The organism is Asticcacaulis sp. P2_B1, assembly GCF_056404915.1.
The window spans coordinates 414,473-428,423 of record NZ_JBFUDD010000003.1 but is presented as its reverse complement, the minus strand read 5'-3'; the positions used below and the strand labels follow the sequence as shown (position 1 = coordinate 428,423).

Below are 13,951 nucleotides of genomic sequence, written 5' to 3'. Positions count from 1 at the left end.
TGTCGATTTTTCCTAAAAAGGCCCACGGCTACTCCGAATGGCGCCGGCAGCGCGCGGCGGCCTGATCGACAAGAGCGCGGCTTGGGCGTAAGCTCGCCCCAAACAAGGGGAAAACGCTCATGTCCAGATATCTCGCCGTCATCGCCGTCGCGGCACTTGGGTTGGTTCAATGCTCGCCAAAGCCTGCCGACGCGCCAGCCTCGTCGTCCGCCGCCGTCAGCTATGCCTATGATGTCGATTTCGAGCTGACACCGGCCGCCCTGGCCAAGCTGAAACAGACCGGCGCCAAGGTCAGCGTCACGGCCCTCTATTTCGGCCATCCCACCCCCGAAGGCGCCAGCCAGGCCGGCGCCGACTACACCATCCATTTCAACATGGACACCGTCCCCGTCACGCCGGAAAGCCAGACCGTCCATATGACCGGCGCCGGCATCGACCTCAGCAAATTGCCGGTCATCACCCAGCGCAAACCGCTGGTCCTGGTCGACGCGGTCGCCACGACCAAGCCGGGCGGCAAGAACCTGCTGACCTGCGCCGATTTCGAGGACTATATCACCGTCGCCCAGGAACAGCCGGTCAAGCTGGTCTGCGACGTCAAATAGCCACTCAGAATCTCAGTGGCCAGGTACGAACCAGGATATGGTTGGCGGCCGCGGCCGCCAGGACATCGGGACGCTTTTTCAGCGCCTCCAGGGCCGCGACATAGGCCTGGTCGCGAGGCCCGAAGGCGATCGGCGACAAGCCGTCCTGCATGAACAGAATGACCTGATTGCGGCTGTCGGGATCGGCCATGGCGGCGATCAGGTCGCGGGCGGCGCCTTCCGCATCACCGGCGCACAGGTAAGGTTTGATGCGCATGATCGGCACCGCCGCCAAAGCATTGGCGGCCTGAGCGAAGGCGGGTTCGTCTCCGGCATAGCCATAGGCGCACCCCAAATTGGCGGTCAGGGTGGCCGCCTGGATCATGTAGGAATCGCCGCTGGCCAGGGCGATGCCGCCGGCCAGTTCGATGCCGGCCTTTTCATCGCCGCCATCGGTCAGATAGTTCATCCATGACAATTGCAGATTGGTCTTGTCGTCGCCCGTCAGCTTGGCGGCGCCAGCGGCATAGGCCGCCTTGGCATCGGCGTCGCGTCCGATGTCGGCCAGCATTTCGGCCTTGTCCGTCAACAGCTCGCCATACATGCCGGTGCTGTCGAACTTGTCGAGACCGTATTGGTCGATCAGGGCGAGGATGCCGTTGAGCTGGGTCAGGGCCAGGGCATCCTGGTCGTCGGCGCGTTCCAGGGACATCAGGATGCTTAAGGACAGCAGGTCGGTCGGGTTGGCGGCCACCCAGGTCTTGAGGTCGTCGATTTCCTTGCCGATCACCGGCTTGATGTCCTGCGGCGCGACGGCACCCGAGCTGAGTGTGCCGTCGCCCTGGCTGACGACATAGACCATGGTAGCGGCGGCGATGTCGCCACGATAAAGGTCGGCATGGACGGTATCGCCGGCGGCGACGGCTTCACGCAGGGCGGTCATGCGCAGATAGCCGATCAGGGGCCGGCTGGACAGGCTGTGGGCCTGCCAGTGCACTTCCTCGAGGTGGTTGAGCAGGCTGTGCATGGCCGCCGGGTCGCCGTCGCGAATGGCCAGCAAGGTGCCGAACACGCTCATATCGCTGAAATCGCCGGCATTGCCGGAAAATTTGGTCAGGCCGGCATTGAGGGTGGCGGCGGCCGCGGCATTTTGCTTGTCGACCAGTTGCAGGAAGACGTGCAGGTCGTAATCGCTGGCCGAGGCATCGGCGCGCGCGATATTGGTCGTCGACAGCGCCAGGGCGGCGGCCATACCCTGGGTCTGGGCAGTGCAGGCGATCAGTTGCGTACGGAACTGCGCCGCCAGGGCCGGGTCGGCGGCCGCAACGCTGGGGTCGTTCCATAATTGAGTCAGAGGCGGGATGGCGGCGGCGCAGTCCTGGGCCTGGACCGCAGCGCCGGCCTGCATGATGGCGATGGCGGTGCTGGGGCTGCCGGCAGGGGCAGGCGCGGCGGCCTGGACGCCTCCGGCGATGCCCAATCCCAGGACCAGTCCTAAGGCGCTCAGCGTTTTGCCCGCGCGAAACTGATACATGCCATCCCCCAAAAAAACGCGACCTGAAAACCCGCGACACCGTCAGTCATAAAGCGTTAACCCACTCTAACCGCTAATTAACACCCGGCAAGCGAAAAGGCGGCCAAAAGACCGCAAGCGCGAAGGGTTACAAATACTGTGATGTTTCTGCGCTGCATTGACGATCACGCGTTTGTGACCTACCTTTCTCCCATTACGGGAGGCGGCGGATGCGTAGGCTTAAGGTCATAAGCGTGTTGGCGTTGGCAGGGCTGGTTCTGGCCGGTTGCGGCAAGCGGGCGGCCTGGGACAGTTCCGTTGTCGGACCCGATCTCGATCGCGACGGTCCGTGGGGCAAGGCCGCCAGCGTCGTCATCTCCGGACCGGCGCGCGGTGGCGGCCGCGACATGCGCATCACCATTGCCCGCGGCCAGGGCGAAGACGATGCCCGCATGGAAAACGTCCTGTCCGACACCAAAGACTATATGGCCGGCGTCACCTATCGTCCGTTCACGCCCATGGTCGCGGAAACCAATGCCGAGCGCAAGGATTACTGGATCGTCGCCATGAACGCGACGCGCACCAAGGACCGGTCGACCTACACCGTCCTGCGCTTCCCACACAGCCTGGCCATCGCCCCGGGCACGAGCAGCGACGCGTTCGACTATGTCGCCCTGGATTGCGGCGATCTCGACATGGCCCGTAAAGATAGCTACAGCGCCGAAGATTCCAATGGCAAGGCCGTCGGACAACCGATAAAGCTGGAGCCGGCGCCACCGCCGGAAATGGGCGCCTGCGAATATAACAGCCTGAAAGAGGCCATGGCGGTCACGCCGGCCGTGTTGCGTAATTACGACCTGATCAAGAACGAAACGGATGCGCCGCATTTGCGCTGGCAGTCCGTCCATGTGGAGGTGAAGTGATGCGTACACTCTCGTATTTTGGCGGACTTTTGACCGCCGTCGCGGCCGCCATTTCCCTGTCGGCCTGCAGCATGTTTCCAGTCGGGCCCGACCTCGCCAAGGCACCCTCGCCGTTCGGCGATGCCACCCGGATACAGGTCGTTGACGACCAGGGCGACACGGTTGCCGATATCACCCATCAACCGACCGGCGATACCGGCGTGCTGCATTTCGGCGATTTCGACAGCAAGACCTATAATGCCGACGTCACCTGGCACGCCTTCGATCCCGGACTGAAGGACCAGCAGGACTACTGGCTGGCCGGGGTCAATTTGTTCAAGACCGCCGACCGCTCGGCCTATGCCGTGCTGCGTTTCCCGCACAGCTCCGGCATGAGCCTGCCGGCCAAGGCCGATATGATCGTGATCAATTGCGGCATGCGCATCGATCCCGACGAGATGTCGGATGCCATGACCTCTGACTCCATGACCAGCGATATGGCCGAGGACAGCAGTTCCAGTAGCGACAGCAGCAGCGCCAGTCCTGAAGACAGCAGCGCCGGCGAAATCCAGGCCAAGGCCATGGCGGAGCAATTGACCGGCTGCGATTTCGATACCCTGGACCAGGTCTATACGTTCCTGCCGGACATGCTGGCCAAGGCCAACCAGGAAGTCATCGACAATAAGGACAAGGGCGAGGACGAAAAGACCAACGACTATGAGTGGGAAAAGGTGACGATCAAGGTTCCCTAAGCGGTCACCAGCTTCAGGCCGACCAGGACCAGCACGCAGGCCAGGACGCCGCGCAGGACCTTTTCCGGCATCTTGGGCGCCAGGAAGCTACCCATGATAATGCCTGGGATAGACCCGATCAGCAGGGCAATCAGCAGTGACGGGTCGACCTTGCCGATCATGAAATAGCCCATGCCGGCGATAAAGGTCAGCGGCACGGCGTGGGCGATGTCGGAGCCGACAATCTTCACCGTCGGCAATTGCGGGTACAGAAGGATGAGCGCCGTGACTCCAAGGGCACCGGCGCCGACCGACGACAATGACACCAGAAAGCCCAGCACCAGGCCCGTCAGGATGGTCAATACGGCGCGGCGGCCGGTATGCAGCGGCTTGTCCTCGGCAATCGCCTTTTCCTGGCGTTTTTCAGCCAGTTTGCGAATGACGCCACGCAGCATCAGCAAGGCCGCCGTTAAAAACAGCGCATAGCCCAGGACCAGGGTGATAATGTGGGACATGGCCTCGGGCTTGCCGAAATGCTGGACGGCATAGACGGTCAGCAGGGTCGCAGGAATCGATCCCAAGGCCAGGAGACCGACGACCTTCCAGTCGACCGTGCGTTTACCGCCATGAATGGCCGTGCCGACAGCCTTGGTGATCGAAGCATAAAGCAAATCCGTCCCGACCGCGGTCGCCGGATGGACACCGAACAGCAGGACCAGAAGCGGCGTCATCAATGAGCCGCCGCCGACGCCGGTCAAACCGACCAGCATCCCGACCACCAGGCCGGAAAAACAATATAGGGGATTGATATGCAGGCCGGCGATATAGCCTTGAAGATCGAAGTCAGACACGCGGCCATCCCGTATGGGGTAAGCACCAAGCCGCGCTCAAGCGGCTTGGCAAGGGCGACCGCCCGTCGCCGCTGATGCGGCGAGCCATGCGGCGTTTGAGCTAAAAAAACGGGCCGTATCACTAGGTCATGTCAATGACCGGCTGATACAGCGCTGCTTTGATAGAAGGCCGGAGGCCACCGGCAAAGCGAATTTAATTCACTGCTGTCGTTAGCTGAGGTGTTTTGCCTTGGCCGGCTTGAGCGGCTATGTAGACGCATGACCCTGAAATCCTTGAACTCCCCGCTGGCGCCCACCTTGCTGCGCCGCCTTCACGACCTCAATGAAGCCCACGCCGTCGAGCTGTCGTCCCTCAGCGAAACGCGCCTGGAACAGCTGATTGAGACGGCTTTCGTCGCGGATGCCGACCCTGCGGGCGATGCGCTGTTGCTCGCCTTCGATCAGGAAGGCGACTATGACAGCCCGAACTTCCTGTGGTTCCGCGAGCGCTATCCTCGCTTTGTCTATGTCGATCGCGTTGTCGTCTCGGCGACGCGGCGCGGCGAAGGCCTGGCGCGGCAGCTCTATGAGCGCCTGTTCGCCACGGCGCGCACGGCCGGTCACGACTGCGTCGTCTGCGAAGTCAATTACGATCCGCCCAATCCGGCTTCGGACGTGTTCCACGAAAAACTGGGTTTCGCCGAGGTCGGCCGTGCGCACTTAAGCGACCGCGGCAAGGGCGTGCGTTATCTGCACAAAACCCTATAGATTGACGATCTTGCGCCGCAATTCCTCCGGACGGAACGGTTTGGCGATATAGTCATCCATGCCGACGCCGAGGCAACGCTCACGGTCGCCGGACAAGGCATGGGCCGTCATGCCGATAATGCGCGCCGGCGCCCTGCCCTCCTGCTCTTCCCAAGTCCGGATGGCGCGCGTGGCGTCGAGCCCGTTCATGCCGTGCATCTGGACGTCCATCAGGACGGCGGCATAGTTGCCGGTCTTGACCTTGTCGAAGGCTTCCATGCCGTTGCTGGCGACATCGACCGTATAGCCGAAATCCTCGAGAAAGGTTTGCGCCACCAGAATATTGGGCTCGTAGTCTTCGACCAGCAGGACCTGCGGACGCAGCGATTTTTCGACCGTACTGTTGACGGTGGCGGCCAATGAATAGTCCGTGGTGGCGACCGCGCGCGCTGTGGCAATTTCAAGCGGGATGCAGACCTCGAACGTAGAGCCCACGCCGGGCTCGCTGGTCACCGAAATACCGCCGCCCATGATTTCGGCCAGGGTCTTGGTGATCGCCAAGCCCAGACCCGTACCACCATATTTGCGGTTGATCGAGGTGTCGGCCTGGACGAACTTCTGAAAAATCGTGTCGATCTGGTCGGCTGGAATGCCGATGCCGGAGTCGCGCACGGCGATACAGATCATTTCGATATCGGGCCGATCGGTCGGCTGGCAGGTGATCGAAACGTGGACATAGCCGTTGTGCGTGAACTTTATGGCGTTGCTGCACAGATTGATCATGATCTGGCGCAGGCGGGTGGGATCGCCGACAAAGACGCGCTCCTCGACGCAATCTCCATCGCCGGTGAAGGTCAGCCCCTTCTCGCGCACCTGCACCGCCATCATCGACGTCACCTCCTGCATCAGGCGGGTCAACGAAAAGGGGATATGCTCTAATTCGACGCTACGCGCCTCGATTTTCGCAATATCGAGCAGGTCGTTGATCAAAGCCAGGAGCGAGTCCGCGCTGCTCGACAAGGTACGGATATAGTCGCTCTGACGTGAGGTCAGAGGCTGGCTCTTCGCCAATATGGTCGACAGGCCGATGATGGCGTTCATCGGCGTCCGAATCTCGTGGCTCATATTGGCCAGGAATTCGGTCTTGGCGATATTGGCCGCCTCCGCGGCGTTGCGCGCCTCAAGCAAAGCTTCCTGGGCCTTCTGCTGCGCCGTCATGTCGCGAGCGATCTTGATGAAGCCCTTCACCCGGCCGCTGTCGTCGTACATGGCCGCCATGGTGCCAGAAGCATAGAAACGTTCGCCCGTCGCCCGTATATGCCAGCGTTCGTCACCGGCGTACGTCTTGTTGGCGGCAGTCGCCAGCTCCATGCGCGGCGCGCCATGGGCACGGTCTTCGGGCGTAAAAATGACTTCGATATGGCCGCCCAGAACGTCTTGCGCCTTATGGCCGAAGATTTCCTGGGCGCCGCTGTTCCACAACACGATGCGGCCGGCTTCATCCAAAGAGATTATGGCGTGGTCCTGAACACTTTCGACCATCAGGTTGAGATAGTCCTGGCTTTCCTTGACCAGCAAGGCCGCGGCCTTGCGTTCGGTAATGTCCTGGACCATGCCGACCATGTGCAGCGGCTTGCCGTCGCCGTCGCGCGTGAATTCGGCGCGGCGATAGATCCAGCGGATTTCGCCGTCCGAATGCCGCCGGATGCGGTATTCGGTCTCCGACGGCGTCGTGCCGGTCGCACGATCCTCGGGTTGTGACGAAGCCGAACTGTCCTCGGGGAGGACGAGAGCGGCATAGCTGGCAAGCGAGGCCTTGCTTGTCACCGGCATGCCGAATATCGTGCAAAATTCCTCGGACACCGTCATCTCGTCGGCGCCGGTCGCCACAGCGAAGACGCCGATGCCGCCGACCTTTTGCGCCATGCGCAACTGGTCGTGGGTCTGTTTCAAATCCGCCTCGACGCGTTTGCGTTCGTCGATGTCGATGACAATACCGGACTGGCTGACCGGCTGGCCGGACGCATCGAGTTCGGCACGGCCGATGGCATTGACCCAGCGCCAGGCGCCTTCGGCCGTACGAACGCGGTAATCGATCGAGCAGGTCTCACCGGTCGTCATGGTCTTGGCGACACCATCGACCAGAACCGGCAAATCGTCAGGGTGCAGGGCCGCGCCAATCACGTCGAACGGCACACCTTCACGCAGAAGCTCAGGATCGATCATGAAGGTGCGCGCAAAAGCCTCGTCGCCGGTTACCAAACCACGATCCAGCGACCAGAACCACATGCCGGCCACGCCGGCGGCACTTTGAGCCAATCGCAGCTTCTCGGTCGATTCCTTCAGCGCCTGTTCGGAGGCGGTGCGTTCCGTCACATCGACGCCTTCGACAAAGACGCCGGTGATGGAGCCGTCCGCCTCCTGAATAGGCTGGTAAACGAAGTCAAGATAGCGGACGTCATCCACCTTGCCGTGACGCAAATATTTGACACCGTTGGCGACGAAAGGCTTACCGCTACGGTAAACATCATCCAGCAAGGCGACAAAACCCTGCTCGACTGTTTCCGGCAAGGCCTGGGCTACCGTCCTGCCCAGAACATCGCGGCCGACCAGCCTTTGGTAACCTGGATTGGTCATGGCGAAGGTATGTTCCGGCCCGGTCAGCAGGGCCATGAAGGTGGGCGCCTGGTCGAACAAGGATTGAAAGCGCTCGACTTCCGTGACGCGGCGTTTTTCCGCCATGACCTGTTTGGTAGTTTCGGTACACACGACCAGCACGCCGCCGACGCCATGGGGCGCGGTCTCGTCGTCGATCGGGCTATAGCTATATGTCCAATAGACGTCTTCGCGCTGGCCATTGCGCGTGATCGGCACAAGGGCATTTTCATGCCAGGTGGCGCCCTTGCCGGCCATCACCTGGTCGACCTGCGGCCCGATAATGTCCCAGATCTCGTCCCAGACCTGACGCGCCGGCTGCCCCAACGACACCGGGTGGCGCTCCGGTCCAATCGATTGACTGTAGGCGTCGTTATAGAGACAGGCCCCGTCGGCGCCCCAAAAGATGTACATGGGATGGTTGGTGTTGAGCATCAGGCGAACGACGACGCGTAACGGCTGCGACCAGGTCTCAGGAGGCCCCAATGACGTCGCCGACCAGTCGTGACCACGCATCAGCACGGCCATCTCGCTGGCGCCATCCAGAAAGCGCAAGGCCGCGCCGGCATCGACGCTTTTGGACGACTGATCCCCCGTCTTTTTCAACTCACTTACTGTTCCAAGACCGCCGCGGCAAATGTGGGGCGCTCTTTGCGCCGGTTGTCAGAAAATGGCAGTTTCCTATAAAGGATCAATAAGGAAATATAGCAACCGATTGCGTACTTGCCCCCTACTCATATTTTTGTTTTAGCCATTGGGCCACCGGCGGCCGCGGTTTGCGCCCCCACGCTTCCATTTCAGCAAAAACGTCTTCAGCGGGAATAGCCGGACGCGGGTCGTTGATGGCGGCATCCAGGGACCGTTTCAGAATCTCCTGACGAAGATCTGCGTGAGGTTCCAAATCCATATGCTCGCCTAAAATAACGAAGACAGCCTCGCTCGGATCGGTAAAAACACCGCGCTCGACGAAATCAAGAATCCATTCAGCCAAGCCGGACGGCAGATAGACCTCGAACGATAAGCCACCTTCAGCAGCTTGTTGCCGCAGAGATTTGGCCTGGGCAATATCATTGTCGCGCTGGGCAGATGTGCGCCAGCCTAGTGGTGGTTCGTCGGTCATTTAACCTCCCTAAAGGTGCAGTCGCGGTTCCATGCGTTCATGCAGAATGTCGACTATCTGAATGTGATCGGATTGGATGTAATAATAAACGACGTGGCTCTTGAGATGAAAGCTGAACAGACCCGCGGCCAATTCTTCACGCGCCCGCCCCTTATCAGGCCTCACCGCAAGATCATGAAAACCCTTGTCCAGTTCGGTCAGATACTTGTTTCGCTGGTCGACACCCCATGTCTTTTGAGTATCCCGGCCAATCTCGCGGAGACGCTGACGCGCCCTGAGCGTCAAACGGAAATAGACCATGATCAGTCGTCGAGGTCTTGATCTAACTCGGTGATAAGACTTTGCAAGTCGTAGTCGGCAAATTGACCGGTTGCCGCCTCTTGCAGCCCCGGCGCCAGGGCTTGCCGCAAATGGTCCAACTTGACGTCAAGCAGGAGGTGATCACGCGCATCGAGCTGCCGGATCGCGTCACGTACGACATCGCCCGCGTCATTGTAGAGACCGCTATCGATCTTGGACTGAACGACCTGCATCAATTCAGGGCTAAGTGACACGCTTACAGATGGCATGGTTACGCCTTTCGCTCGAGTAAACCTAACAAACCTGCAGTCCAAGTCAATAACCCCGCCGGTTTGCACCGGCGGGGTTATGAAAGCAAAGACGCGGGGCCGCGGGCCCCACACCCCATGAGTTAAGAGTCCAGGAAGCTGCGCAGCTTGCGCGAGCGGCTCGGGTGCTTCAGCTTGCGCAACGCCTTGGCTTCGATCTGGCGGATACGTTCGCGGGTAACCGAGAACTGCTGGCCGACTTCTTCCAGGGTGTGGTCGGTGTTCATGCCGATACCGAAACGCATGCGCAGCACGCGTTCTTCGCGCGGGGTCAATGAGGCCAGGACCCGCGTCGTCGTTTCACGCAGGTTGGACTGGATCGCCGCATCGATCGGCAGGACGGCATTCTTGTCCTCGATGAAGTCGCCGAGGTGCGAATCCTCTTCGTCGCCGATCGGGGTTTCGAGCGAAATCGGTTCCTTGGCGATCTTCAGAACCTTGCGCACCTTTTCCAGCGGCATGGCCAGCTTTTCGGCCAGTTCTTCCGGCGTCGGCTCGCGGCCGATTTCGTGCAGCATCTGGCGCGATGTCCGAACGATCTTGTTGATCGTTTCGATCATGTGTACCGGGATACGGATGGTCCGGGCCTGGTCGGCGATCGAGCGCGTAATGGCCTGACGGATCCACCAGGTGGCATAGGTCGAGAACTTGTAGCCGCGGCGATATTCGAACTTGTCGACCGCTTTCATAAGGCCAATATTGCCTTCCTGGATCAGGTCGAGGAACTGCAAACCGCGGTTGGTATATTTCTTGGCGATCGAGATGACGAGACGCAGATTGGCTTCGACCATTTCGGTCTTGGCCTGACGCGCTTCGCGCTCGCCCTTCTGCACCGTCTGGACGATGCGGCGGAAGTCGTCGACCGCAACGCCCATATCGGTGGCAAGCGTCGTCACTTCGGTGCGAATACGGTTGACCGCCGCGCCGTCATTATCGATGAACTTGCTCCAGCGGATGCCCATGTCGCGCACCTTGTCGCCCCATTGCGGGTCGAGTTCGCGCGAATAATAGGCGTTGAGGAATTCCGTTCGCGAAATGCCGTAGCTATCAGCCAGACGCAACAGACGGCCTTCGAGGCCCATCAGGCGCTTGTTGATCCCATAGAGCTGCTCAACCAGGGCCTCGATACGCTGGTTGTTGAGCTTGAGCGTCTTCAGGTGGCGGGTAATCGTCGCCGTCACTTCGTCATAGGCGGCGCGGTCGGCCGGATCCAGCGGCGAGCCTTCCAGCTTGGCCGTCAGCATCTTTTCCTGGGTGCGGCGATAGGTTTCGAACTCGCCGGCAATGGCGTCCAATGTCGCCATCACGCCTTCGCGCAGTTCCGATTCCATGGCCGAGACCGAAGGGCCGGCGCCATCGTCGAAATCGTCCTCGTCTTCTTCCTCAACGACTTCGGGCTTCTTTTCCTCTTCGTCCATCGGGACGTAGTCGTCGTCATCGTCGTCATCGCCGCTCTTGGCCTTCTTGGCCACCGGCTCAGCAGCAATCACGACAGGCTTGGGAGCTTCGACGACCGGTTCAGGTGCCTTGACGACCGGTGCGGGCGCGGGCGCGGGCATCGGACGCGCGACGATGACATCGCTTTCGTCGCCTTCGACGTCTTCGCCCAGGGCGCCCGGAGGCGGACCTTCCGACGGACCGCCGCCGTAAGTGCCTTCCAGATCGATGATTTCACGCAGCAGGATGCGGCCCGACCCGAGCTCTTCGCGCCATACCATGATGGCTTCGAAGGTCAGAGCGGATTCGCACAGGCCGCGGATCATGGTGTCGCGACCGGCTTCGATGCGTTTGGCGATGGCGATTTCGCCTTCGCGCGACAGCAGCTCGACCGAGCCCATTTCGCGCAGATACATGCGCACGGGGTCGTCGGTGCGGTCGTAGTTCGACGTCTTGGCGGTTTCGGCCAGGGCGCCGGCTTCTTCACGGACGACGACTTCGCCGCCTTCAGCCGCTTCCTCTTCGGATTCGATGACATTGACGCCCATCTCGGTGAGCATGGCCAGGGTGTCTTCGATCTGCTCGGAGGTAAATTCTTCCGACGGCAGGACCTTGTTCAGTTCGTCCATCGTCACATAGCCGCGCGCCTTCGCAGCCTTGATGAACTTCTTGACCGCGGAATCGGTCAGATCGAGCAAGGGGCCGTCAGATGTGGTTTCCGACTCGGGTTTTTCTGCCGCTGTGCTCATTTTGTCACGCTCATATGGGTCTCCGCAACTGACCTGTGGGACACAGGGGCCGCTAAATGTCTTATTTAGGAATAGTCTAAACGAAGCCTTAAGTATGTGAATCCTCACATAATCCTCTTAAGGCTTGGCCGCCTCGTCCTGCCAGATTTGTCCGCTTCTCAAGGACCGCCGCAGGGCATCGCGTTCCAGCTTCAAACGTGAAAAAAATTCTGTCCCAACCTGATCGCGGGCAGAATTGAGCGCACGTTCCAAGGCCGTCAAACGCGAGACCGCGTTGAACGCTTGTAACCAGCGGGCGTGGGCATGGGCTAAAGATAGTTCCGGTGAAAGGAATGGCGCGCCTGATTTCAGTGCCGCCTTTTGTATCTCGCTTAACAATGCTCCAAGTCCTAGTTTTTGCAGATGGCGACTTAAAGCCTCCCTGTCAAGGCCTGTATGTTGAAAACTGAGTGAAACGAGGGCACGCGACAGCGGTTCCAGGGCCTCATCGCCCAGTCCGTAAGCCTCCAGGGCCTCGACCTGATCGTCCAGCCAGGCCGGGTTATCGACCAGGCCTTGCGCTAGGCCGGCGCAGGTCGGATCAAGCGCCACCGACAGATTCCTGGCCGCCACCTTCGATTCCTGCATGGCCGGCGGAATGAAGACCTCGCCTTTTTTACGGAATTCGCCCTTTTTATAGGGCTGGAAATTGCCCTGTTGTTGCTGCGATGGTGCCCGCGGCGGAGAAATCAGGGCATCGAAACGCGCCAGCATGTCCTGGCGGTAGCTGTCGGCCAAGTCCTTGTCCTCGATCAGAGCCGACAAGGCGCGCAGGCGTTTCTTGAAACCGGCCTTGCGCTCGGGAGTGTCGAGCGGTTCCAGTTCGGCTTCACGCGTGAACAGGACCTCGACGAAGGGCTTGGTGTCTTTCAACGCCTCCCGCAGCGCCAGCGGGCCCTTTTCGCGCAACATGTCGTCGGGATCCTGGCCGCCGGGCAGCAAACAGACCTTGAAGGAGCGGCCTGGCTTCAGCTTCGGCAGGGCGCGATCCAGGGCGCGAAAGGCGGCGCGTTGTCCCGCCTTGTCGCCGTCAAAACAGAGGGTCGGTTCGGCGTGGCGGCGCCACAGAATGTCGATCTGCTCTTCGGTCAGGGCCGTCCCCATCGGCGCGACGGCGGCGACATGGGCGCGTTGGCAGGCGATGACGTCCATATAGCCTTCGACGACGACTAGGTCGGCGCCGGTCTCCTCCGCGCCCAGCAGTTTCAGCGCCTTGGGCAGGCCGAACAGCATATTGCCCTTGTGGAACAGCGAGGTTTCCGGGCCGTTGAGATATTTCGCCTTGTCGTCGGGATTGAGGGCACGGCCGCCGAACGATACGACATGGCCGCGCTGATCCTCGATCGGGAACATCAGCCGGTCGCGGAAGCGGTCATAGGGCGCGTTGCCGCCTTCAGGCTCGATCAACAGACCGCATTCGATCAGTTCCGACGGCTTGGCGCCGCGCTGGATCAGCGAGTCCTTCAGGGCGGTGCGGTCGCGCGGGGCATAGCCGAGGCCGAAGGTCTGGACGTCCTCCGGGCTCAGGCCACGCTTGACCAGATAGTCGCGGGCCGCCTGCGCTGCCGGGTTCTTTTCCTGCAGCCGCGCCATGAACCATTTCTGCGCCAGCTCCATCCAGTCCCCCAGGGATTGGCGCTTCATCTCCGCCGCCTTGGTTTGCGGCGTTACCGCCGGCAGGGCCATGCCCGCTTCGGAAGCCAGTTTTTCGACGGCCTCGTTGAAGGACAGGCGTTCGGTTTCCTGCAGGAAGGAGATGATGTCGCCATGCTTGCCCGAAGAAAAGTCGTGATAGAAGCCTTTGACGTCGTTGACATAGAAGGACGGCGTCTTTTCCTTGGTGAAGGGCGACAGGCCGACCCATTCGCGGCCGTTGCGGCGCAATTTCACCGACTTGCCGATGACCTCGGAAGGCCGCAAGCGGGTTTTCAATTCTTCAAGAAAATGGTCGTCGAAGCGCACGGAGGGAATATAATCGCAATACAGGTTTTTGACAGCCTGTTATGGGGCGATTCTTCGCACCGTGCAGGTTTCGCCAT

Annotated in this window: 12 protein-coding genes; 4 read left to right on the top strand and 8 right to left on the bottom strand. The window is 60.8% G+C overall.

What is annotated here, in order from left to right:
• The first annotated feature begins 119 nt into the window (after nt 1-119).
• On the top strand, nt 120-602 hold the full coding sequence (locus AC1DX3_RS11115; RefSeq protein ID WP_476989345.1) for a hypothetical protein: 483 nt from the start codon (nt 120-122) through the stop codon (nt 600-602).
• Between the two features lie 4 nt (nt 603-606).
• Here AC1DX3_RS11115 and AC1DX3_RS11110 read toward each other — a convergent pair whose 3' ends face one another.
• Nucleotides 607-2,115, bottom strand: coding sequence for a hypothetical protein (locus tag AC1DX3_RS11110; protein ID WP_476989344.1), 1,509 nt, complete (start codon nt 2,113-2,115; stop codon nt 607-609).
• A 209-nt stretch (nt 2,116-2,324) separates the two neighbouring features.
• Here AC1DX3_RS11110 and AC1DX3_RS11105 point away from each other — a divergent pair, with 209 nt between their 5' ends.
• Entirely contained in the window at nt 2,325-3,017 is a 693-nt protein-coding gene (locus tag AC1DX3_RS11105) for a hypothetical protein (RefSeq protein WP_476989343.1), read from the top strand.
• A complete protein-coding gene (locus AC1DX3_RS11100) occupies nt 3,017-3,748 on the top strand; it encodes a hypothetical protein (protein ID WP_476989342.1) in 732 nt (243 codons plus the stop codon). Before AC1DX3_RS11105 ends, AC1DX3_RS11100 begins: the two co-directional genes overlap by 1 nt.
• Here the strand turns inward: AC1DX3_RS11100 and AC1DX3_RS11095 are convergent.
• The gene (locus tag AC1DX3_RS11095; RefSeq protein WP_476989341.1) at nt 3,745-4,578 is read right to left on the bottom strand and encodes a sulfite exporter TauE/SafE family protein; all 834 of its coding nucleotides are present in this window, start codon (nt 4,576-4,578) and stop codon (nt 3,745-3,747) included. The genes AC1DX3_RS11100 and AC1DX3_RS11095 overlap by 4 nt on opposite strands.
• 258 nt (nt 4,579-4,836) lie before the next feature.
• Between AC1DX3_RS11095 and AC1DX3_RS11090 the strand changes: the two genes are divergently transcribed.
• On the top strand, nt 4,837-5,325 hold the full coding sequence (locus AC1DX3_RS11090) for a GNAT family N-acetyltransferase (protein ID WP_476989340.1): 489 nt from the start codon (nt 4,837-4,839) through the stop codon (nt 5,323-5,325).
• On the opposite strand, the gene AC1DX3_RS11085 is transcribed toward AC1DX3_RS11090, so the two are convergent.
• From AC1DX3_RS11085 to dnaG, 6 genes are all read right to left on the bottom strand, one after another.
• On the bottom strand, nt 5,320-8,565 hold the full coding sequence (locus AC1DX3_RS11085; protein ID WP_476989339.1) for a PAS domain-containing hybrid sensor histidine kinase/response regulator: 3,246 nt from the start codon (nt 8,563-8,565) through the stop codon (nt 5,320-5,322). The genes AC1DX3_RS11090 and AC1DX3_RS11085 overlap by 6 nt on opposite strands.
• A 124-nt stretch (nt 8,566-8,689) precedes the next feature.
• Nucleotides 8,690-9,079, bottom strand: coding sequence for a hypothetical protein (locus AC1DX3_RS11080; protein ID WP_476989338.1), 390 nt, complete (start codon nt 9,077-9,079; stop codon nt 8,690-8,692).
• A 9-nt stretch (nt 9,080-9,088) separates the two neighbouring features.
• The gene (locus AC1DX3_RS11075) at nt 9,089-9,379 is read right to left on the bottom strand and encodes a type II toxin-antitoxin system RelE/ParE family toxin (protein WP_476989337.1); all 291 of its coding nucleotides are present in this window, start codon (nt 9,377-9,379) and stop codon (nt 9,089-9,091) included.
• Between the two features lie 2 nt (nt 9,380-9,381).
• Nucleotides 9,382-9,648 carry a type II toxin-antitoxin system ParD family antitoxin gene (locus tag AC1DX3_RS11070; protein WP_476989336.1) on the bottom strand — a complete coding sequence of 89 codons (267 nt, stop codon included), beginning with the start codon at nt 9,646-9,648 and terminating at the stop codon, nt 9,382-9,384.
• Between the two features lie 122 nt (nt 9,649-9,770).
• Nucleotides 9,771-11,873 (bottom strand): RNA polymerase sigma factor RpoD, encoded by a 2,103-nt coding sequence (gene rpoD, locus AC1DX3_RS11065; RefSeq protein WP_476989335.1) that lies wholly within the window; start codon nt 11,871-11,873, stop codon nt 9,771-9,773.
• A gap of 117 nt (nt 11,874-11,990) precedes the next feature.
• Complete coding sequence (dnaG, locus tag AC1DX3_RS11060; protein ID WP_476989334.1) at nt 11,991-13,874, bottom strand: DNA primase; 1,884 nt, start codon at nt 13,872-13,874, stop codon at nt 11,991-11,993.
• Nucleotides 13,875-13,951: the final 77 nt, after the last annotated feature.